This is a genomic window from Paraburkholderia atlantica, assembly GCF_009362785.1.
GTDB lineage: Bacteria > Pseudomonadota > Gammaproteobacteria > Burkholderiales > Burkholderiaceae > Paraburkholderia > Paraburkholderia atlantica.
In genome coordinates, this window is the sequence record NZ_WHNQ01000023.1 from 1 (window position 1) to 21,938 (window position 21,938).

20 protein-coding genes are annotated in these 21,938 nt (G+C 65.5%); 13 read left to right on the top strand and 7 right to left on the bottom strand.

Going from position 1 to position 21,938, the window contains the following annotated elements:
• The coding region (locus GCT19_RS27330; RefSeq protein WP_152853663.1) for an ABC transporter ATP-binding protein at positions 1-356 on the top strand (356 nt) is incomplete at its 5' end.
• A 121-nt stretch (positions 357-477) separates the two neighbouring features.
• Here GCT19_RS27330 and GCT19_RS27335 read toward each other — a convergent pair.
• The 4 genes from GCT19_RS27335 to GCT19_RS27350 form a co-directional block, all read right to left on the bottom strand.
• Entirely contained in the window at positions 478-771 is a 294-nt protein-coding gene (locus GCT19_RS27335) for a GYD domain-containing protein (protein ID WP_013090283.1), read from the bottom strand.
• A gap of 256 nt (positions 772-1,027) precedes the next feature.
• Entirely contained in the window at positions 1,028-1,501 is a 474-nt protein-coding gene (locus tag GCT19_RS27340) for a GNAT family acetyltransferase (protein WP_152853664.1), read from the bottom strand.
• Positions 1,502-1,520: 19 nt separating this feature from the next.
• Positions 1,521-2,705, bottom strand: coding sequence for an acetylornithine transaminase (locus tag GCT19_RS27345; protein WP_152853665.1), 1,185 nt, complete (start codon positions 2,703-2,705; stop codon positions 1,521-1,523).
• A 316-nt stretch (positions 2,706-3,021) separates the two neighbouring features.
• Positions 3,022-4,053 (bottom strand): CDP-6-deoxy-delta-3,4-glucoseen reductase, encoded by a 1,032-nt coding sequence (locus tag GCT19_RS27350; RefSeq protein WP_152853666.1) that lies wholly within the window; start codon positions 4,051-4,053, stop codon positions 3,022-3,024.
• 94 nt (positions 4,054-4,147) lie between these two features.
• Between GCT19_RS27350 and GCT19_RS27355 the strand changes: the two genes are divergently transcribed.
• Positions 4,148-5,185, top strand: coding sequence for an NAD-dependent epimerase/dehydratase family protein (locus GCT19_RS27355; RefSeq protein ID WP_152853667.1), 1,038 nt, complete (start codon positions 4,148-4,150; stop codon positions 5,183-5,185).
• Positions 5,186-5,301: 116 nt separating this feature from the next.
• Here the strand turns inward: GCT19_RS27355 and GCT19_RS27360 are convergent, their stop codons facing one another.
• Both GCT19_RS27360 and GCT19_RS27365 read right to left on the bottom strand, forming a co-directional pair.
• The gene (locus GCT19_RS27360; protein WP_152853668.1) at positions 5,302-5,490 is read right to left on the bottom strand and encodes a hypothetical protein; all 189 of its coding nucleotides are present in this window, start codon (positions 5,488-5,490) and stop codon (positions 5,302-5,304) included.
• Positions 5,491-5,657: 167 nt separating this feature from the next.
• On the bottom strand, positions 5,658-6,368 hold the full coding sequence (locus GCT19_RS27365) for a pseudouridine synthase (protein ID WP_018434534.1): 711 nt from the start codon (positions 6,366-6,368) through the stop codon (positions 5,658-5,660).
• A 94-nt stretch (positions 6,369-6,462) separates the two neighbouring features.
• Here GCT19_RS27365 and GCT19_RS27370 point away from each other — a divergent pair, with 94 nt between their 5' ends.
• The 9 genes from GCT19_RS27370 to GCT19_RS27410 all read left to right on the top strand — a co-directional run bounded on the left by GCT19_RS27370 (position 6,463) and on the right by GCT19_RS27410 (position 17,527).
• Positions 6,463-7,728: an MFS transporter gene (locus GCT19_RS27370; RefSeq protein WP_152853669.1), complete on the top strand. Its 1,266-nt coding sequence runs from the start codon at positions 6,463-6,465 to the stop codon at positions 7,726-7,728.
• A 216-nt stretch (positions 7,729-7,944) separates the two neighbouring features.
• Positions 7,945-9,003: a MurR/RpiR family transcriptional regulator gene (locus GCT19_RS27375; protein ID WP_152853670.1), complete on the top strand. Its 1,059-nt coding sequence runs from the start codon at positions 7,945-7,947 to the stop codon at positions 9,001-9,003.
• Positions 9,000-9,989 carry an isoaspartyl peptidase/L-asparaginase family protein gene (locus GCT19_RS27380; RefSeq protein ID WP_152853671.1) on the top strand — a complete coding sequence of 330 codons (990 nt, stop codon included), beginning with the start codon at positions 9,000-9,002 and terminating at the stop codon, positions 9,987-9,989. Before GCT19_RS27375 ends, GCT19_RS27380 begins: the two co-directional genes overlap by 4 nt.
• Before the next feature lie 32 nt (positions 9,990-10,021).
• Complete coding sequence (locus GCT19_RS27385) at positions 10,022-11,944, top strand: dipeptide ABC transporter ATP-binding protein (RefSeq protein ID WP_321576879.1); 1,923 nt, start codon at positions 10,022-10,024, stop codon at positions 11,942-11,944.
• Positions 11,945-12,080: 136 nt separating this feature from the next.
• Positions 12,081-13,643, top strand: coding sequence for a glutathione ABC transporter substrate-binding protein GsiB (gene gsiB, locus GCT19_RS27390; RefSeq protein ID WP_152853672.1), 1,563 nt, complete (start codon positions 12,081-12,083; stop codon positions 13,641-13,643).
• Positions 13,644-13,781: 138 nt separating this feature from the next.
• Positions 13,782-14,702, top strand: coding sequence for a glutathione ABC transporter permease GsiC (gsiC, locus tag GCT19_RS27395; RefSeq protein ID WP_018434528.1), 921 nt, complete (start codon positions 13,782-13,784; stop codon positions 14,700-14,702).
• A 7-nt stretch (positions 14,703-14,709) separates the two neighbouring features.
• Positions 14,710-15,615, top strand: a complete 906-nt coding sequence (gene gsiD / locus GCT19_RS27400; protein ID WP_018434527.1) for a glutathione ABC transporter permease GsiD — start codon at positions 14,710-14,712, stop codon at positions 15,613-15,615.
• Positions 15,612-16,697 (top strand): DmpA family aminopeptidase, encoded by a 1,086-nt coding sequence (locus GCT19_RS27405; RefSeq protein ID WP_152853673.1) that lies wholly within the window; start codon positions 15,612-15,614, stop codon positions 16,695-16,697. Before gsiD ends, GCT19_RS27405 begins: the two co-directional genes overlap by 4 nt.
• Complete coding sequence (locus tag GCT19_RS27410) at positions 16,694-17,527, top strand: M55 family metallopeptidase (RefSeq protein ID WP_152853674.1); 834 nt, start codon at positions 16,694-16,696, stop codon at positions 17,525-17,527. Before GCT19_RS27405 ends, GCT19_RS27410 begins: the two co-directional genes overlap by 4 nt.
• Positions 17,528-17,567: 40 nt before the next feature.
• Here GCT19_RS27410 and GCT19_RS27415 read toward each other — a convergent pair whose 3' ends face one another.
• Positions 17,568-18,455: an alpha/beta fold hydrolase gene (locus tag GCT19_RS27415; RefSeq protein WP_152853675.1), complete on the bottom strand. Its 888-nt coding sequence runs from the start codon at positions 18,453-18,455 to the stop codon at positions 17,568-17,570.
• A gap of 263 nt (positions 18,456-18,718) precedes the next feature.
• Here GCT19_RS27415 and GCT19_RS27420 point away from each other — a divergent pair, with 263 nt between their 5' ends.
• Both GCT19_RS27420 and GCT19_RS27425 read left to right on the top strand, forming a co-directional pair.
• A complete protein-coding gene (locus GCT19_RS27420) occupies positions 18,719-20,101 on the top strand; it encodes an amino acid permease (protein ID WP_018434523.1) in 1,383 nt (460 codons plus the stop codon).
• Positions 20,102-20,222: 121 nt separating this feature from the next.
• Positions 20,223-21,488: a glycosyltransferase family 87 protein gene (locus GCT19_RS27425; protein WP_152853676.1), complete on the top strand. Its 1,266-nt coding sequence runs from the start codon at positions 20,223-20,225 to the stop codon at positions 21,486-21,488.
• Positions 21,489-21,938: the final 450 nt, after the last annotated feature.

Sequence of the window (21,938 nt, forward strand, 5' to 3'; positions counted from 1 at the left end):
TGTTCGGCTTCTTTCCGCGTCTGAAGGAGCGCGCCTCGCAATACGCGGGCACGCTGTCGGGCGGCGAGCAGCAGATGCTCGCGATGGCGCGCGCAATCATCTCGCGCCCGAAACTGCTGCTGCTCGACGAACCGTCGATGGGCCTGTCGCCGATCATGGTCGAGAAGATCTTCGAAGTGGTGCGCTCGATTTCCGCCGAAGGTATGACGGTGCTGCTCGTCGAGCAGAACGCGCGTCTCGCGCTGCAGGCGGCTAATCGCGGCTACGTGATGGACTCCGGTCTGATCACGATGTCGGGTGACGCGAAGCAGATGCTCGACGATCCGAAGGTTCGGGCCGCCTACCTCGGTGAATGAGTGGCTGAATAAGTAGCTGATGAGTTGGACGTGTGCCGTTTTCTCGCACACTTCCGGCTTGCGACGCGCCTCACGATGCAACGTCGTGCGGCGCGTTTTTTCTTGCCGACCAGGGCGTGAATTATGGGAGTTTCCCGATAACCGCACTGATTTCGTCTTTGGTGAACGCACGCAGTGTTTGCGAGCGGACATTGCCGGCCGAGCCGAGTGCGAAGCCGAAGGCGAGGAAGCTCTGCTCGTCTGCCGCTTCGACGACCGAGACAATGTCGTATTCCCCCAAGGTCCAGTAGATCTGCTTCATCTCGCAGCCAAAAGTTTTCGCCATCTCTGCCGTCTGCCCGGCTCGCTGTGCTGTGTTCTTGATCGTGCGGATCCCCTGATCCGTGAATTGCAGGAGCACCACATAAGTCGCCATGAAGATTCCCCTTAGGATTCAAACGCGTTGGGACTCAGATGCATGAGCCGCCGCGGGGAGCGTCGCGAACCGCCGCGAAGGTCTCTTCCAGCCCCGGCGTCGTCTCGTGCGTAAACGATTCTAGGCAATCCGTCTGCCCGCCATCTGCTATTTGTCCGAATCCGCCGATATGTGCGCTGCTCGCGAGAACAATGAAAGAAGGCCGCATGCGCCAACCAGCGCATGCGGCCTTCTTTCATGAGGTGTGCGACGCGAATCAACTCGCCGGGGTTGCGTCCGCGTATTGGCCGAGCCGCTTGCCGAGGCTGATCACCGCATCGGCTCGATAGCCGAGCGCATCGTAGAAGGCGCGCACTTCAGCCGACGCCGACGACAGTACCTGCAGGTTCAGCTTCGGACAGCCAAGCTTCGTCAACTCGCTCTCGACGTGCGCGACGAGCCGCGTGCCGATGCCATGACGTCGCAGCGAAGCGTCGACCGCGAGCGAATACAGCCAGCCGCGGTGTCCGTCATACCCGCCCATCACGGTGCCGACGATGCGTCCATCGAGCACCGCGACGAAGAACAGTTCCGGTTGCGTCGCGAGCTTGTTCGCGATCGACAGACGCGGATTACGCTGCGGTCGCGTCACGTCGTGATACTCGGGAAACACCTGCTGCCATAGCGCGATCACCGCTTCGGTATCGCTCGCGTCGAAGCGGCGGATCGACAGCGTCGTGTTCGTCGTCATCGGTGCGCTCCGCAGTGGATTACAGCGAGTCGAGAACCGAGCGCAGCATCGCCAGCATCTGGTCGATCTCTTCGGTCGTCACGTTCAGCGCCGGCATGAAGCGCAGCAGGTTCGGACGAGCGGCGTTCAGCAGCACGCCGTCGGGTTGCATTTCACGCGCCTTCTCGACGATCTGGTTGCCGATGTCCTTGCCGAGCAGCAGCGCGCGCAGCAGACCCTCACCGCGCTCGCCCTTGAAGCCGCGCTCCTCGGACAACTCGAGCAGCTTCGCGCGCAGATAATCGCCGCGCGAGCGCACGCCTTCGAGGAAGCCCGGTGCCGTCAGCTGCGAGATCACCGAGTAGCCGACCGCGGTCATCAGCGGATTGCCGTTGTAGGTGCCGCCCTGATCGCCGGCTTCGAACACGGCGATTTCCGCCTTCGACAGCAGCGCCGCGAGCGGCACGCCGCCGCCGATGCCCTTGCCGAGCGTCATGATGTCCGGCTCGATGCCCGACAGCTGATACGCGAACAGCGTGCCGGCGCGACCGCAGCCGCTTTGCACCTCATCGACGATCAGCAGAATGTTGTGCTTTTTCGTCAGCTCGCGCAGTTGCTGCATGAATTCGCGGGTTGCGGGAATCACGCCGCCTTCGCCCTGGATCGGCTCGAGCATCACCGCGACGGTTTTCGCATTGATCAGCTTTTCCACCGACGCGATGTCGTTCAGCTCCGCCTTCGGGAAGCCCGGCACCTGCGGCGCGTAGATCGTGTCCCAGCCCGGCTTGCCGCTGGCCGACATCGTCGCGAGCGTGCGGCCGTGGAAGCTGTGGTCGAAGGTGATGATCTCGAACGCGCCGTCCTTGAACTTCCTGCCCCACTTGCGCGCGAGCTTGATCGCGCCTTCGTTCGCCTCGGCGCCGCTGTTGGCGAAGAACACCTTGTCGAAGCAGCTGTGCTGCGTGAGCAGACCCGCGAGCTTCGCCATCGGCTCGTTGTAGAACGCCGGCGAAGGGTTGATCAGCAGCTTGGCCTGGCTGTTCAGCGCTTCGATCATGCCGTCGTTGCAGTGGCCGAGGCTGTTGACTGCCCAGCCCTGAATGAAATCCAGGTAGCGCTTGCCGTTGTTGTCGTAAATCCACGAGCCTTTGCCGTGCGTGAAAACGATTTCGGGCCGGTTCGTGATGTACATCAGCGAATCGATTGGATACTCATTGAAATTCATGTCGGCGGGCTCCAGGGCAAAGGGTAAAAGCAGGGTGAAGAAACGGTGACGGTTTTTAGCCAATAAAAACGGCGGCCGGAAAAGCAGAAAAGCCACGGCATGCCGTGGCTTTCATGATTCGAACAGCTTGCGCCCAAATTTGTGTGTGGCGCGAGTCCGTGACGAAGCCAGCGGCGTCCCTAGGGGAGCGGCGAGCGGCGACGTCGGAGTTCGGACTGGATGCGGTTCATGCGCGAGAGAATACGATAAGAAAAGCACCGGTGTAAACCATGAATTTGCACTGGTGCTGCATCAGGACGATTTTGCCGGCGTGCAATCAGACCGCGTTCGCGAGATCGGCGGCGCTCGTGAACGAGTCCGCGTAGAACTCGTCTTCCGGCAACTGGTGATGCTGCGTGAAGTCGCGCAGCGCCGATTCGACCATCACCGGCGCGCCGCATGCGTACACCTGGTAGGCCGACAGATCGGGCAGATCCTCGATGACCGCGCGATGCACGAAGCCGATGCGGCCCGTCCATGCGTCGCCCGCATCGGGCTCGGAGAGCACCGGCACGAACTTGAAGTTCGGAATCTCGCGCGCCCATTGCTCGGCGAGTTCGAGCAGATACAGGTCTTTCTTGCGGCGCGCGCCCCAGTAGAGCGTCATGGGGCGCGTGATGTTCTTGAACACCGCATGCTCGACGATCGCCTTCAGCGGCGCGAAGCCGGTGCCCGACGCGAGCAGCACGATCGGCTTGTCCGAGTCTTCGCGCAGGAAGAACGTGCCGAGCGGTGCTTCGAAGCGCAGGATGTCGCGCTCCTTCATCGTGTTGAATACATGATCGGTGAACGCGCCGCCGGGCATATGGCGGATGTGCAGCTCGATCGGGCCTTCGACGTGCGGCGCATTCGCCATCGAATAACTGCGGCGCTTGCCGTCCTTCAGGATGAATTCGAGGTACTGGCCGGCCAGATATTGCAGACGCTCGTTGGCGGGCAGTTGCAGCTTGACGACGATCACGTCGTCGGCCTTGCGCTCGATCGCGTTCACGCGACACGGCAGCTTCTTGATCTGCACGTCGCCGACGCCGGCCACTTCGCGGATGTCGACTTCGAGATCGGAGCACGCGGTCGCGCAGCACAGGAGCGCCATGCCGCGCGTCTTTTCGTCGTTCGACAGCGCCGACGACGAGTGCGCACGCTGTTCGACCTCGCCGCTGACGACTGTGCCCTTGCACGAACCGCACGCGCCGTTCTTGCAGCCGTACGGCAGGCCGATGCCTTGACGCAGCGCTGCGGAGAGCACCGGTTCGTCCTGTTCTACCTGAAACTGCCGGCCGCTTTGCCGGAGCGTGACGTTAAATGCCATAAAGTGTTCGGAATCGAAAAAACGGAATCGAAATCGGACCCGCCGGATCAACCGCGCGGTACCTGTTGCATGTGACCGCTACAATGCGCCCACCATGAAAGCGACACGAAACTTCCGCCGGCCGCGCGTGCTGATCGTAGGATGCGGCGACGTCGGCATGCGCTGCGTGCCTCTGTTGCGGCAGCGCGCGCATGTCTTCGCATTGACCAGCCATGCCGCGCGCTGCGACGAGTTGCGCGCCGCGGGCGTGACGCCGCTCGTCGGCGATCTCGACATGCGCGGCAGCCTCAAACGGCTCGCGCGCCTCGCGCCGACGGTGCTGCATCTGGCGCCACCGCAAAAGTCCGGCGACGACGACCGGCGCACTCGCGCGCTGCTTGCGACGCTAGGTGCAGCGGGCCGCATGAACGCTTGCGCGGCGCGGTCGTCCGTCGCGCCGATCGCGCGGCTGCGCCGTGCGCGCGCTTCAGGTCTGGGCGCTCAAACACCCGCTATTGTACCCGACGGGGTGCGACGGACCGGCGCTTCGCGGCCACCGGTGCGCATCGTTTACGCAAGCACGACGGGCGTCTACGGCGATTGTCGCGGCGCGTGGATCGACGAAACACGCGCGACGCAGCCCGCGAATGCGCGCGCCAAACGTCGCGTGTCGGCAGAGCGGCAGTTGCGGCGCGCGACCGCGCGCGGCAGCGTCGCCGCGAGCATCGCGCGGATTCCGGGCATCTATGCGGCCAACCGTCTGCCGCTCGCGCGGCTCGAAAGAGGCACGCCAGCGCTCGTCGATGCCGACGACGTCTACACGAATCACATCCACGCCGACGACCTCGCCGCGATCCTCGTGCGTCTCGCCACGCATGGCCGGCCGGCGCGCGCGCTGCACGCGTCCGACGATTCGTCGCTGAAAATGGGAGAGTATTTCGACGCGGTCGCCGATGCGTTCGGGCTCGCGCGAGCGCCGCGCATCACGCGCGAGCAGGCGGAGCAGCAGATCGATCCGATGCTGCTGTCGTTCATGCGCGAGTCGCGCCGCCTCGTGAACCGGCGTCTGAAGGAGGAATTGGGAGTACGTCTGCGCTATCCGAGCGTCGACGATTTCTTGCGCGAAGCGAAGGGGAAGGGCAAGGGCGGCTAGGCCAGCAACAGAAACAAAAATGCCGCCTCGCGGGGCCACCTGGCCCCGCAGAAATAGCACCTGCGCCGCACCGCATCAATGCACCGCGCAAAAGGAGCCGCGCGGTCCAACCGGCATCAGGTCAGCGTCGGCAGCACTTCCAGCAACAGGAAGCACAGCATGCCGCCGATCAACGCGCCGATAAGGTTCGGCTGGTACTGGTGCCGCCGCCGCATGATGACCAGCAATCCGCCGACCAGCAGCAGCGCAAAGCAGATAAACGCGATCATCGCGTGCGAAAACGCCATCGTGCCGTCGATATGCATGGCGCCCCTCCTTGAAACCTTTGTAGTCGTTTGTTTAGACGAGTATAGGGCGACATGTAAGCAACGGCATGCTGCAACGCAGCGGCCTATGTGCGGTGCACCGCAATGCGCGCAGGCTTTCTCCGGCGCATCAAGGGCTTAGGTGGCGCTCACTGCGCGCTAGTCGTTTACCCGGCCCGCAGCGCGGCGAGGCCCGCTTCGTCGAGCCATTGCCATGCGCCGGGCGCGAGCGTCGCGGGCAGCACGAGGCCGCCGATCCGCTCGCGATGCAGCGCCTCGCAGCGGTTGCCCGATGCCGCGATCATCCGCTTGACCTGGTGGTATTTGCCTTCGAGCACGGTGAGCGCGAGCGTGTGGGTGTCGCGCGCCTCTGCGTCGAGCGCGGCGCTCGGTTTCGTGTCGCCGTGCAGCAGTACGCCGTCGCGCAGCGCGGCGAGCTGCGCGTCGTCGAGCGGATGGCGCGTGGTCGCGACGTAGAGCTTCGGCACCTTGCGTTTCGGCGACGTGAACTGATGCACGAACTTGCCGTCGTCGGAGAGCAGCAGCAGGCCTGTGGTGTCCTGATCGAGACGGCCGACGCACTGCACGCCGCGCTCGGCGAACTGCGGCGGCAGCAGGCTGAACACGCTCAGATGATGCTGCGGATCGCGCGAGCATTCATAGCCGACGGGCTTGTTCAGCAGCAGATACGCGTGCTCGCGATACGGCCATTCGACGCCGTCGACGCTGAAGCGCAACGCGCCGCTATCGACAGCGAAATCGGCGTCGGCATCGGTGCAGACGGCCCCGTCGATGCCGACGCGGCCGTCGCCGATCAGCGCGCGGCACTGCCGGCGCGAACCGAAACCTTGAGTAAAGAGGATGCTTTCGAGATTCATGGCGAGCGAAGAATAACACCGCAAGAAGCGGGGCGCCCCGCAAGTCCCAAGCGCCGACGATGAATGCCTCACGTCAAACCTCGGGAGTGCATCGATGTCCGCCACCACGTCTTCGTCGTCTTCGCCTTCCAACGCACAGCGACTGCCCGGCGCTTTCCAGCGCCTCGCCTCGTCGAACCTGTGCGCGCAATCGGCCGAGCAGATCAGCCTCGCCGCCGCGCCGCTCGTCGCGGTGTTCGCGCTCGGCGCCAACGCGCGCGATACCGGCCTGCTGCAAACCGCGCAGACGCTGCCGTTCCTGTTGCTGTCGATGCCGCTCGGCGTCTGGGCCGATCGCCGCTCGCGCCGCGTGCTGATGACGCTCGCCGAGAGCGTACGGGTCTGCGCGATGCTGTGCGTGCTGCTGCTGGTGCTCACGCATGCGCTGAACCTGCCGCTGCTCGCGGCGCTCGGCTTCGTCGCCGCGACGGGCACGGTTGCCTACAACGTCGCGGCGCCTTCACTGGTGCCGTCGATCGTGCCGCGCGACGCCTATGCGAGCGCGAACGGCCGGCTCGAACTCGCGCGCAGCGTCGCGTACTCGGCGGGGCCGGCGCTGGGCGGCGTGCTGGTCGGCTGGATCGGCGCGGGCTGGGCGTATGGCGCCGCGGCGGCGTTGTCGGCGCTCGCGGTCGCGTTGCTCGCGGGATTGCGCGAGCCGCCACGCGCGGCCGCGCCGCGGCGGCACTTCATGCTGGAGCTGCGCGACGGCACGCGCTTCGTGCTGCGCGATCCGTTGCTGCTGCCGATCCTGCTGACCGCGGTGTTCTTCAACCTCGGCTTCTTCATCCTGCAGGCGGTCTATGTGCCGTACGCGGTGCATCGGCTCGGGCTCGATGCATCGGCGGTCGGCGTGACGCTCGGCGCGTACGGCGTCGGTATGGTGTGCGGTGCGCTCGCTGCGCCCGCGGTCGCGCGGCGGGTCGCGTTCGGCCGTCTGCTGATCATCGGACCGTCGTGCGGCCTGCTCGCGTCGTTCGTGATGGTCGCGACGCTCGTCGCGCCATCGTTCTGGCTCGCGCTCGCGAGTTTCTTCCTGCTCGGCGCGGGACCGATCCTGTGGGTCGTCGCCTCGACCACGCTGCGTCAGGCGATCACGCCCGAACGAATGATCGGCCGCGTGTCGGCGCTGATCAGCACGGCCACCTATGGCGCGCGGCCGGTGGGCGCGCTGCTGGGCGCCGCGCTCAGCGCGCGCTGGAGCATCGACGTATGTCTCGTCGCGGCCGCGCTCGCGTTTCTCGTGCAGGCGCTGATCATCGTGATGTCGCCAGTGGCGCGGCTCATGGACATTCCCGAGCAGAGCACGGCGGCGTGCTGAGCGCGGCGCCAAGCGCTCGTTGAAGCCTTTCAGTCGCCCCGATGAAAATCGATCTTCATCGGGGCGCAGCATATCGGCGCTGCTGACCCCCCTTTCCCTGAAGGGCTTCGGTTGGTAAAAACCCTCAAAGCATGAAAATGAATTTTTTTCGGCGCGGGTTTCATGTAAATATGTTTTCATCGAGTCCATCTAGAACAACCGCGCCTGTCCGCTCGCATGATCCATCACCCGTCCGCTGTGTCGAACCCCGCCGAGCAGGCCATTGCCGCGCGCATCAGCGCCGCGATGCCGACGCTCACGCCGATCCACCAGCGCATGGGCGAGTACGTGCTGGCCAATCTGTTCCGCGCGGCGACGATGCGTATCGACGAGCTCGCGAGCGTGGTCGGCGCGTCGGTCGCGAGCGCGAATCGCTTTGCGCGCGCGCTCGGCTTCGACGGTTATCCGCAGTTTCGCGAGGCGCTCGTGCGTGGCTTCGAGGCGACGCTCGCGCCGGTCGAGCGGCTGCGCAGCGCGCAGGAAACGCTCGCGGCCGGTGACGACCTGATCGACGCGTCGCTCGAGCAGGCCGCCAACAATCTGCATGCAACGCGTACGTCGATCGATCGCGCGATCGCCGACGCCGCCGTCGACGCGATCATCGCCGCGCGCCGCGTGTTCGTGATCGGCTTCGGCGCCAGCGCGTTTCTCGCGAGCCTGATGGAGCACGGGCTGCTGCCGTATCACGACAACGTGCATTCGCTTGCGCTGAGCGGCGGGCCGTCGCATGCGGCGCGGCACCTCGTGCGTTCGGGCGCGGGCGATCTCGTGATCGGCATCGCGTTTCCGCGCTATGTCGAGGACACGATCGAGCTTGCGCGCCGCGCGTCCGAACGCGGTGCGCGCGTGCTCGCGCTGACCGACGGTCCACGCTCGCCGCTCGTGCGGTTCGCGGACCTGGCGCTGTATGTCCGCACCGACCGGCGTCTCGCGTCGAATGCCGATTCGGCCGTGCTCGCGGTCATCGAGGCGTTGTGCGACGCGGTCGCGTATCGCTCGCAACGCTCGGTCAAGGCGGCCGCCGAGGTCAGCGAGTTCGTGCTGCCGTGGCTGTTCGATCCGCAATCCGGCGCGGCCGGCGCCGCGCAGGAACCGGCGCGCGCCCCGAGCAAAGCCGCACGCGCGAAGGCCGACGGCAGCCGGGCCAAAGGCATCAAAGCAACGGATACCGAGGCAAAAGCCATCGCGGCAGTCCGCACTCCCCGAACCAACCGCACTCCACAATCCAAACGATGAATTCCAACGCAGTCATTGCCATTCACGGCGGGGCAGGGACGATCCTGCGCACGTCGATGTCGGCCAGCGCCGAAGCCGAATATCACGCGGCGCTCAACGCGGTGCTGAGCGCCGGCCAGCGCGTGCTCGCCGACGGCGGCAGCGCGCTCGACGCGGTCAGTGAAGCGGTGCGGCTGCTCGAAGACTGCGCGCTGTTCAATGCGGGTCACGGCGCGGTCTACACCGCGGCCGGCACCCACGAACTCGACGCCGCGATCATGGACGGCCGCACGCTCGACGCGGGCGCGATCTGCTGTGTGAAGCGCGTGCGCAATCCGATTCTCGCCGCGCGCCGCGTGCTCGAGCGCAGCGACCACGTGCTGTTCACCGGTGAGGGTGCGGAAGCGTTCGCGGCCGCGCAGGGGCTCGAGTTCGTCGATAACAGCTACTTCGATACCGACGCGCGCTATCGCCAATGGCAGCTCGCGCGCGAGCAGCAGCGTCCGATGCTCGATCACGACGCCGCGACGCTCGCGTCCACGTCGCCGAACAACGGCGACCCGATGCCGCACGAGCCGATCGATCCGAACCGCAAGTTCGGCACCGTCGGCGCGGTCGCGCTCGACCGCCACGGGCATCTGGCCGCCGCGACGTCGACGGGCGGCGTGACCAACAAGCAGGTGGGCCGCGTCGGCGACACGCCGCTGATCGGCGCCGGCTGCTACGCCGACGACGCGACCTGCGCGGTATCGACCACCGGCTCCGGCGAAATGTTCATGCGCATGGTCGCCGCCTACGACGTCGCCGCGCAGATGGCCTATCGCCAGATATCGCTCGAAGAAGCCGCGCTCGACGTCGTGATGAACCGCCTGCCGAAGATCGACGGACGCGGTGGACTCGTCGCTGTCGACGTGCACGGCAACGTCACGCTGCCGTTCAACACCGAAGGCATGTACCGAGGTTTCGCGCGGTTGGGCGAAGCGCCGGTCACGGCGATCTATCGCTAGGCGTTTGTCGAATTCAAAGCAAAGGAATCACCGTGCCGACTTCCTCGCACACCGCCCGCCCGCTGATCGAAACCCTGCCGCCGCAGCGCGTGCTCGGGGTCGACGATCTGACGGTCGCGTTCCGCCGCGGCGACTCGACCTTCAACGCCGTGCGCAATCTGTCGTTTACGGTCGAGCGCGGCGAGACGCTCGCGATCGTCGGCGAATCGGGTTCGGGCAAGTCGGTCACGTCGCTGGCGCTGATGCGGCTGATCGAGCATGGCGGCGGCCGTCTTGCCGGCGGCAGCATCGCGTTTCGGCGCCGCGACGGCAGCGTGCTCGATCTCGCGAAGACGTCGTCCGGCACGATGCGCACGGTGCGTGGCGCCGACATCGCGATGATCTTCCAGGAGCCGATGACCTCGCTCAATCCGGTCTTCACGGTCGGCGACCAGATCAGCGAGGCGATCGCGCTGCACCAGGGCAAGAGCCGCGAGGCTGCGCGCGCCGAAACCTTGCGTCTGCTCGAACTCGTGCGGATTCCGGAGGCGAGGCGCGTCGCGGCGCGTTACCCGCATCAGTTGTCGGGCGGCATGCGCCAGCGCGTGATGATCGCGATGGCGCTGTCGTGCAAGCCCGCGCTGTTGATCGCCGACGAGCCGACCACCGCGCTCGACGTGACGATCCAGGCGCAGATCCTGCAGCTGATCCGCGGCTTGCAGGACGAGATGAACATGGGCGTGATTTTCATCACGCACGACATGGGCGTGGTCGCCGAAGTGGCCGACCGCGTGCTCGTCATGTATCGGGGCGAGAAGGTCGAGGAGGGCGCGTCCGACGCGCTGTTCGCCGCGCCGTCGCATCCGTACACGAAGGCGCTGCTCGCGGCGGTGCCTCGGCTCGGCTCGATGCACGGCACCGATCAGCCCGCGCGCTTCCCGATCCTGACCGTCGAGCAGGCCGGCGCGATCGGCGCCGATGCCGCGGTGCAGCCCGCCGCGGCCGTCGCCGAAGAGGCGCAGCCTCTGGTGCGCGACGACACGCCGCCGATTCTGCGCGTGCGCGATCTGGTCACGCGCTTTCCGGTGCGTAGCGGCCTGTTCGGCCGCACGACGGGCCGCGTGCATGCGGTCGAAAAAGTCAGCTTCGATCTGCGGCCCGGCGAGACGCTCGCGCTGGTCGGCGAATCGGGTTGCGGCAAGTCGACCACGGGCCGCTCGCTGCTGCGGCTCGTCGAAAGTCAAAGCGGGTCGATCGAATTCGCTGGCAAGGAAATCAGCTCGCTGAACGGGCCCGCGTTGCAGGCGCTGCGCCGCGATATCCAGTTCATTTTCCAGGACCCGTTCGCGTCGTTGAATCCGCGCCTGACCGTCGGCTTCTCGATCATGGAGCCGCTGCTCGTGCACGGCGTTGCGCAGGGTGCCGAAGCGCAGGCGCGCGTCGCGTGGCTGCTCGAGAAAGTCGGCTTGCCGGCCGAGGCCGCGCGCCGCTATCCGCACGAATTTTCGGGCGGGCAGCGTCAGCGTATCGCGATTGCCCGCGCGCTCGCGCTGAATCCGAAAGTCGTGATCGCCGACGAATCGGTGTCCGCGCTCGACGTCTCGGTGCAGGCGCAGATCGTCAACCTGATGCTCGATCTGCAGCGTGAACTCGGCGTCGCGTATCTGTTCATTTCGCACGATATGGCGGTGGTCGAGCGCGTCAGTCATCGCGTCGCGGTGATGTACCTCGGCCAGATCGTCGAGATCGGTCCGCGCCGCGCGGTGTTCGAGGCGCCTCAGCATCCGTACACGAAGAAGCTGATGAGCGCGGTGCCGGTCGCCGATCCCGCGCGCCGTCACGCGAAACGCCTGCTTGCCGCCGACGATATACCGAGCCCGATTCGCGCGCTGCACGACGAGCCGGTGGTCGCGCCGCTCGTGGCCGTGGGACCGGATCACTTCGTCGCACAGCATCGCGTCGGCGGTGCCTATTGAGCGAAGCGCCGCATCGCGTCGAAGCGGAAGACCCGAAACAAAACTCGAAGCACCCGCAATAGAAGCACCCGCAATAGAAACCAAGCCAACCATAAAGACCCTGTCACACCCTTAACTCGCAGCCTGGAGCAATCTCATGAACCTGCTGTTCCCGTCCTCTCCGTTTCGTTTGCGCGCGCTCGTCAGCGGCGGCGCGGTGGTGTTCGCGATGCTCGCGGGCAATCTGGCGCACGCCGAAACCACGGCCGTGATGGCCGTCGCGTCGACCTTCACGTCGCTCGATCCGTACGACGCGAACGACACGCTGTCGCAGGCGGTCGCGAAATCGTTCTACCAGGGGCTGTTCGGTTTCGACAAGGACATGAAGCTCGTCAACGTGCTCGCCGACAGCTATGAGGCGAGCCCCGACGCGCGCGTCTATACGATCAAGCTGCGCCATGGCGTGAAGTTCCAGGACGGCACCGACTTCAATGCGGCCGCCGTGAAAGCGAACTTCGATCGCGTGACCGATCCGGCCAACAAGCTGAAGCGCTACAACATGTTCAGCCGCATCGAGAAAACGGAAGTAGTCGATCCGTACACGGTGCGCGTCACGCTGAAGGCGCCGTTCTCGGCATTCGTCAACGTGCTCGCGCATCCGTCGGCGGTGATGATCTCGCCTGACGCGCTGAAGAAGTACGGCAAGGACATCGCGTTTCATCCGGTCGGCACGGGTCCGTTCGAACTCGTGAAGTGGGACCCGGCCGGCGACCTGACCGTGAAGAAGTTCGGCGGCTACTGGAAGAAGGGCTATCCGAAGATCGACGCGATCGACTGGAAGCCGGTCGTCGACAACAACACGCGCGCCGCGCTGATGCGCACCGGCGAAGCGGACTTCGCGTTCCAGGTGCCGTTCGAACAGGCCGCGCAACTGCAGTCGAGCCCGAAGGTCGATCTGATCGCGGCGCCGTCGATCATCGAGCGCTACATCAGCATGAACATGAACCAGAAGCCGTTCGACAACCCGAAGGTGCGGGAAGCGCTGAACTATGCGGTCAACAAGGAAGCGCTGACGAAGGTCGCGTTCGCCGGTTACGCGACGCCGGCCGACGGCGTGGTGCCGGAGGGCGTCGACTACGCGGTCAAGCTCGGGCCGTGGCCGTACGATCCGGCGAAGGCGCGCGCACTGCTGAAGGAAGCGGGCTATCCGAACGGTTTCGAAACGACGCTGTGGTCCGCGTATAACTACTCGACCGCGCAGAAGGTGATCCAGTTCGTGCAGCAGCAGCTCGCGCAGGTCGGCATCAAGGCGAGCGTCGAGGCGCTCGAAGCGGGTCAGCGCGTCGCCAAGGTCGAAAGCGCGCAGGACCCGGCGACCGCGCCGGTGCGCATGTACTACGCGGGCTGGTCGTCGTCGACCGGCGAGGCGGACTGGGCGATCAGCCCGCTGCTCGCGGGCTACTCGATCCCGCCGAAGATGGTCAACACGTCGTACTACAAGAGCGACGCGGTCGACAACGATCTGAAGCAGGCGCTCGAAACCACCGACCGCACGCAGAAGGCCGCGCTGTACGCGGACGCGCAGAAGCGCATCTGGGCCGACGCGCCGTGGATCTTCCTCGTCAAGGAGAAGGTCGTGTATGCGCGCAGCAAGCGTCTGTCGGGCGCTTACGTCGCGCCGGACGGCTCGTTCAACTTCGACGAGATCGCGATCAAGTGATGAGCTGACGAGGCGGCATGCGCAGGCGGCGGTTCACCGAGCCCGCCGCCGCGCCGCCGCCGCACACGCTTCGTCGTTGCCCGCCTCGCTTGCCGCACATTCGCCGCTCATCTGCCGCTCATCTGCCGGACCGGTCTCATGCTGAACTTCCTCGTCAAACGTCTGCTAGGCCTGCTGCCGACGCTTTTCATCGTCGCCGTGCTGGTGTTCCTGTTCGTGCATCTGCTGCCGGGCGATCCGGCGCGGCTCGCCGCCGGTCCTGAAGCGGACGAGGCGACCGTCGCGCTGGTGCGCGCCGACCTCGGCCTCGACAGGCCGATGCCGCAGCAGTTCGTCCGTTTCTTCTGGCGCATGGCGCACGGCGACTTCGGCATTTCGACGCGCAGCAAGCGGCCGGTGAGCCAGGAGATCGCGGAGCGCTTCTTCCCGACGCTGTGGCTGACGATTGCGAGCATGGTGTGGGCGGTCGTGATCGGCATGGCGATCGGCATTGCCTCGGCGGTGTGGCGCAACCGCTGGCCGGATCGCCTGGGCATGACGCTCGCGGTATCGGGCATCTCGTTTCCGGCGTTCGCGCTCGGCATGCTGCTGATGGAGATTTTCTCGGTGCAGCTCGGCTGGCTGCCGATCGTCGGCGACGGTTCGTGGCGCAGCTACGTGCTGCCCTCGCTGACGCTCGGCGCGGCGGTCGCGGCCGTGATGGCGCGCTTCACGCGGGCCTCGTTCGTCGAGGTGCTGCACGAGGACTTCGTTCGCACCGCGCGTGCGAAGGGCGTGCCCGAGCGGTTCGTGATCATCAAGCACTGCCTGCGCAATGCGCTGATTCCCGTCGTCACGATGATGGGTCTGCAGTTCGGCTTTCTGCTCGGCGGTTCGATCGTCGTCGAAGTCGTGTTCAACTGGCCGGGCCTCGGGCGCTTGCTCGTCGATGCGGTGTCGATGCGCGACTATCCGATCATCCAGGCCGAGGTGCTGTTGTTCTCGCTCGAATTCATCATCATCAACCTGATCGTCGACGTGATGTACGCGGTGATCAACCCGACCATCCGTTTCAAGTGAGGCCCGCATGAGCACCACTGCCACCGGGCCGAACGCGGCCAATCCCGCAGCAGCCGAACGCGCGATCCGCACGCCGTGGAGCGAGTTCTGGCGCAAGTTCCGCAAACAGCATGTCGCGCTGGCCGCCGGCGTGTTCGTGCTGCTGCTGATCGTGGTCGCGATCATCGCGCCGCATATCGTGCCGTACGACCCCGAGAATTTCTTCGACTACGACGCGCTGAACGCGGGGCCGTCGGCCGCGCACTGGTTCGGCGTCGATTCGCTGGGCCGCGATATTTTCAGCCGCATCCTCGTCGGTTCGCGCATTTCGCTCGAAGCGGGCTTTCTGTCCGTTGCGATCGGCGCGGTGATCGGCACGTTCTTCGGTCTGCTTGCCGGTTACTACGAGGGCTGGTGGGATCGCGTCACGATGCGCGTGGCCGACGTGCTGTTCGCGTTCCCCGGCATTCTGCTCGCGATCGGCGTGGTCGCGATTCTCGGCAACGGCATGATCAACGTGATCAGCGCGGTGGCGATCTTCAGCATTCCCGCGTTTGCGCGGCTCGTGCGCGGCAATACGCTGATGCTCAAGCAGCTCACCTATATCGAGGCGGCGCGCAGCATCGGCGCGTCGGACTGGACGATCATCGTGCGGCACATTCTGCCGGGCACGATTTCATCGGTCGTCGTGTATCTGACGATGCGCATCGGCACGTCGATCATCACGGCGGCGAGTTTGTCGTTTCTCGGTCTCGGTGCGCAGCCGCCGACGCCCGAGTGGGGTGCGATGCTCAACGAAGCGCGCGCCGATATGGTGACCGCGCCGCATATCGCGCTGTTTCCGAGCCTCGCCATCTTCTTGACCGTGCTCGCGTTCAATCTGCTCGGCGACGGTCTGCGCGATGCGCTCGATCCGAAGCTGGATCGGCCATGAGCATTAGCAGCCATCATTCGGCTGAGCGCGCGCCGCATATCGGCACGTTGCCGGCCGGAGCACTAGGCACGATCGCCGACGTGGAGGGCGTCAGCGTCGGTCATTGCACGCTTGCCGAAGGCGCGCTGCAAACCGGCGTGACCGTGATCCGGCCGCATCGCGGCGATCCGTTCGTCGACAAGGTGCCGGCCGCCGCATCGGTGATCAACGGCTTCGGCAAGAGCGTCGGTCTCGTGCAGCTCGACGAACTGGGCACGCTGGAGACGCCGATCGCGCTGACCAACACGTTCGGCGTCGCTGCGCTCGCGCAGGCGCAGATCCGCGCGGCGATTCGCGCGAATCCGCGCATCGGCCGCGAATGGTCGACGGTCAATCCGCTGGTGTTCGAATGCAACGATGGCTACCTGAACGATATTCAGGCGCTCGCCGTGACCGAACAGCATTTCAACGAGGCGTTCGATGCGGCGAGTTCCGATGTCGCGAGCGGTGCGGTCGGCGCCGGGCGCGGCATGTCATGCTTCGATCTGAAGGGCGGCATCGGCACCGCGTCGCGGGTGGTCAGCGCGGCGGGCCGTGACTACATCGTCGGCGCGCTCGTGCTGGCCAACTTCGGCCGTCTGCCGATGCTGACGATCGACGGCACGCCGCTCGGCCGCGTGCTGGCCGAACGCGCGGCCGCCGCCAATGCAAGCTCCGACAAACCCGAGCAAGGCTCGATCATCATGATCGTCGCAACCGATGCGCCGCTCGATGCGCGCCAATTGAAACGCCTGTCGTTGCGCGCGGCGGCCGGTCTCGCGCGTACCGGCTCGGTATACGGTCACGGCAGCGGCGATATCGCGCTGGCGTTTTCGACCGCATACACGGTACCGCACGGCGCGGACTTCGTCGCGCTGCCGCCGCTGGTCGCCGATCATTGCCTCGACCCGCTATTTCGCGCCTGCGCCGACAGCGTCGAACAAGCGATCGTCGATGCATTGTGGAGCGCCGAGTCCGTCACCGGTCGCGACGGCCACCGGCGGCTGTCACTGCGCGACAGCGTGCCCGACCTTGCCCAACTACTGAGGAATTCCGCGCGATGAAAGTCCTGATCTCCACCGACATCGAGGGCGTCGCCGGGGTGTTCCATGCCGAGCAGACGCGCGCGGGCAACGGCGAATACGAAGCCGCGCGACGCTGGATGACGCTCGAAGCCAATGCCGCCATCGAAGGCGCGTTCGCGGGCGGCGCGACCGACGTGTGGGTCAACGATTCGCACGGCGGCTTTCGCAACCTGCTGCCCGATCTGCTCGATCCGCGCGCGCAGGTCGTGCTCGGCAAGCCGCGCACGCTCGGCATGATGGCCGGACTTGAATACGGCGCAGCGCTGGTCTTCATGATCGGCTATCACGCGAAGGCGCAAACGCGCGGCATCCTCGCGCACACGATCAACAGCTTCGCGTTCGCGCGCGTCGCGTTCAATGGCGTGGAGCTCGGCGAAGCGGGGTTGTACGGCGCGCTCGCTGAAGAATATGGCGCACGTGTCGCGCTTTTATCGGGTGACGACGTGTTCGCCGAGGAAACCGCGCCGCGTTTTCCCGGTGCGCGTTTCGTCGTCACGAAGACCGCGACCGGCCAGGCAAGCGGCGTCACGCAATCGCCCGCGAGCGTGCGCGAGGCGCTGCAGGCCGCCGCGCGCGACGCGGTCCGTCAGCACAGAGAAGCGGGCCACGCGCCTGCCGCGACACGCGCAAAGCCGCAAGCCGTCGACTGCGAACTGCGCGTACAAACGAGCGGGCTCGCCGATCTGTTCTGCCAATGGCCAACGCTCACGCGTGTCGATGGCGTGACGCTGCGCTTCGGTGCGGAATCGGCCGAGCATGCTGTGCGGATGCTGAACTGTCTGTCCGCGATGTCGTTCATGCTGCGCTGAGCCGCGGCAGGCCGAGCCGCTGACAGCTCATCGCAGTGGCCTACTGCTGCTGCCGGTTCAACTCGCGCGCCGCGTGATCGATTGCCTCGGCCACCGCCCTCGCGTGCGACACCGGCGCGAGATGGCTCGACGCGACCGGCACCACCTTCGCGCCGATGCGCCCGGCGATCATTTTCTGCAGATCAGGCGACACAGCGCGGTCTTTCGTCGTCAGCACGTACCACGACGGTTTGTCTTTCCAGCCGACCTGATCGACCGGCTCGTCGAATGCGCTCGCGGCGATCGGCACCTGCGCGGCGGCGAGCACGCGGGTGACGGTCTCGGGCACGTCCGCGGCGAGGTCGGCGTGATAGCGCGCGCGGTCGATCCACAAAAACCCGTTCGCGTCCTTACTGATGCTCTGGCCGGCCGGCATCGGCCCGCCGGCCTTCATCACGTCCATCGCCGATTCATGCAGTTGCGGCGCGAGCGCGGCGACATACACGAGCCCTGCGACGTTCGGCGCATTCGCTGCGACCTCGGTGATCACGACGCCGCCCCACGAATGCCCGACCAGCAGCACCGGGCCGCTCTCGCGATCGAGCACGCGGCGGGTCGCGGCGACATCGTCGGCGAGCGACGTCAGCGGGTTCTGCACCGAGCTCACGTGATAACCCTTTTGCTGCAGCTTCGCGACCACGCCGTTCCAGCTCGAGCCGTCGACGAATGCACCATGCACAAGCACGATGTTGCGCACCGGGCCGCCGAGCGCGGCGGCCGGCGCCGTGCTGGCGGTAGCGGGGGCGGGCGCCGGCTGGCCGCTTGCCGGCGAACCGGCGTCGTTGGCCGGTTGCTGGGCGGCGGGCGCCGTCTGTGCGAGCACGGACGTACCGACGCCCGCGAAACAGAGGCACAACATCGCGGCGCAAAGCGGATGTTTCGGCAACATGTTGAAGCTCCGCGGCTTGAAAAGTGGACTTCGGCAACATACTCGCGCGCCATGCCCGTGACAATCACAATCCGCGCGCTTAAGTGCGGCGCAGAACGAAGGCGGGCGGCTCCGAATGTCGGAGGAATATCGGGCGGGGTAAAATTATTGGTTTTGCCGGGCCGGACCCGTGCTGTCCGGCCGTCCAATCGGCCACGGCGCTGCCTTCGACAGCGTTCTACACGCAGCGGCCACACGCAGCGATCTCCACACAGCAGGGCGTAATGAATAGTGCAAAGCAGCAAGAGGGCCTGAAGCGCGGGCTCAAGAATCGTCACATCCAGTTGATCGCGCTGGGTGGCGCGATCGGCACCGGCCTCTTTCTCGGCTCCGCCAGCGTGCTGCAGGCCGCCGGTCCGTCGATGATCCTCGGCTACGCGATCGGCGGCATCATCGCGTTCATGATCATGCGCCAGCTCGGCGAGATGGTCGCGCAGGAACCGGTCGCCGGCTCGTTCAGCCACTTCGCGTACAAGTACTGGGGCGATTTTCCTGGCTTCCTGTCGGGCTGGAACTACTGGGTGCTCTATGTGCTCGTCAGCATGGCCGAGCTGACCGCAGTCGGCACCTACGTGCATTTCTGGTGGCCGGGCGTGCCGACATGGCTGTCGGCGCTGGTGTGCTTCGCGATCATCAACGCGATCAATCTCGCCAACGTGAAGGCCTACGGCGAAACCGAGTTCTGGTTCGCGATCATCAAGGTCGCGGCGGTGATCGGCATGATCGGATTCGGCGGCTATCTGCTGATCAGCGGTCACGGTGGCCCGCAGGCAACGGTCGCGAACCTGTGGAGCCACGGCGGCTTTTTCCCGCACGGCTTTCACGGTCTGTTCATGATGCTCGCGGTGATCATGTTCTCGTTCGGCGGGCTGGAGCTGATCGGCATTACGGCGGCCGAGGCCGCCGAGCCGCAGAAAAGCATCCCGAAGGCCGTGAACCAGGTGATCCTGCGAATCCTGATTTTCTATATCTGCTCGCTCGCGGTGCTGCTGTCGCTGTATCCGTGGAACGAGGTGGCGGCGGGCGGCAGCCCGTTCGTGATGATCTTCTCGCAGATGGGCTCGTCGCTGACCGCCAACGTGCTGAACGTGGTCGTGCTGACCGCGGCGCTGTCGGTGTACAACAGCGGCGTCTACGCGAATAGCCGCATGCTGTACGGTCTCGCCGAGCAGGGCAACGCGCCGCGCGCGCTGCTGAAGGTCGACCGGCGCGGCGTGCCGTATCTGGCGATCGGTCTGTCCGCGCTCGCGACGTTCGCATGCGTGATCATCAACTACGTGATCCCGGCCGAAGCGCTCGGTCTGTTGATGTCGCTGGTGGTCGCGGCGCTGGTGCTGAACTGGGCGCTGATCAGCCTCACGCATCTGAAGTCGCGCAAGGCGATGGTGGCCGCGGGCGAGACGCTGGTGTTCCGCTCCTTCTGGTTTCCGCTCAGCAACTGGATCTGCCTCGCGTTCATGGCGCTGATCCTCGTGATTCTGGCGCTGACACCGGGCTTGTCGGTATCGGTCTGGCTGGTGCCGGCATGGCTCGTGCTGATGTGGGTCGGCTACGTGATCAAGCGGCGCCGCGAGGTGGCGCGCGCTGGCGTGGGGATTGCGAACTGATCTTCACGCGCCGAAGTTCCCCACGTAGGTCGCTCCTGTGTGGGCGAGCGCACGGATCGATTTTTGCGAACCGGTAATCTCTGTCCGGTCGTCCGGCACGAAGCCGGCGCGGAGAGACACCATGTTCAACGCAGGCGCCGTACGGACCAGGTCGAACTTCGGCGCGGCTGCCGCGCTCCTTCTGCTGATTGCGGTAGCCTGCCTCGCGCTGCGCATCCTGCACGTCGTCGCGAAGTTTCGTGGCGACGTGCCGGACGCCTTCGGCGATTTCAATTTCTACCTGTACGCCTTCAACGTCGTGCTGCATGACCCGGCGCGGCTGTACGACCACGACGCGCTGATTGCGTTCTTGCAGGGCATCGGGGCGCGCTCCACGGGCGACGACATCTTCTACGCCTACCCGCCGCAGTTCGCGCTGGTGTTTGCGCCGCTCGCGCTGCTGACGCCGCTCGCCGCGAAAATCGTCTGGGTGAGTGCATCGATCGTATTGTTCGCGGTGGCTTTGTATCTCGTCGTCACGATGGCGTACCGCGGCACGGAGCGCAGCGTGAACCTGCTGCTGGTGGCGGTCGCGCTGCTGAGCTTTCCGCTCGTCGAAGATACCTACGACGGCCAGTCGAACGAACTGCTGTTCTTCCTGCTGATTGCGACCTTCGCGCTGATCGAGCGTGGCAAAGGCTACGCCGCGGGACTTTTTCTCGGCTTCGCGATCTCGATCAAGCTCACGCCTCTCGCCGTCGCCGGTCTGCTGTTGCTGCGCCGCGAATGGCGGACGTTCGTGATGGCGAGCGTGGTTGCGATCGCGTTGACGCTGATTACTGGCGCGCGCCTCGGCTTCGACGTTCTGTGGCACTACTTCGTGTCGGACATGCCGCGCCTGAACGGCATGGCAATGGCGATGAGCGGTGGCGGCGCGCCGATGAACAACGCCGTGCGGGGCGCATTGCAGACGCTATCGGCGACGCTCGGCATGCCGATGTCCGCTACGTTGCTGTCGATTGTCTCGCATGCGTTGGTGCTTGCTGCTTGCCTGCTGTCCGCGTATCTGGTGTTTCGCCGCCATCGGGACAGCCGCATCGACTACGCGCTCGCCTCGATGACGATGCTCGTGGCTTATCCGATCCTCGAGCCGATCCACATGGTGCTCGCGTTGATCCCGTTGCTGATTCTGCTGGGCACCGCATTCGAAGCGCGCGGTGGCCAGCTGTCGGCGCTCGGTCCGAGACTTGAGATGCTGCTGGCCGCGGTCGTCGTGGTACTGCTGTTCTTTGCGGCGCGATTCGTGTCCTATACGGTCGCGGCGCTGATCATTTACTTGCTCTGTGTGGCAAGGTACTTTCCACCGTCGCGAGTGGGGCGGCAACAGCGTGCCTACCAGCCTGGATGATCGATCCCGGCGTGACCGCAAAACCTATGCGTTTTGCATCTTCCAAATCCTGAGCGTGCTCGAACGATAGCAAACGGCTACGTTCCTGAGGCCTGCTGCGCCTCTGCCTGACTGCATGCGCGATAACGGCGCCATCGCGCCTTTAACATTTATTTCGCGCAGCCTGTCCTATAGTGGTTCAGTGCAATTCGACATGCCGTGCGAGCAGCGGTCTTACCCGGGGACATTCGATACCCCAATCAGATCCGTGCACGGACATCTGGTGCAGATTGCGTCAGCATTTTCTTCCTCCTCATTCGCGCTGATTTCATGCGATATCGGGCCCATTGTCTGTAATGGGCATTGGTGACGGAAGCGCCGTATGCAAACGGAGTGCGCAACTTGCCCCGCATTGCCCTTTTGATGCATGACCGAGCAATGACGAATTGCTGAAACATGCGGCACGGGCCA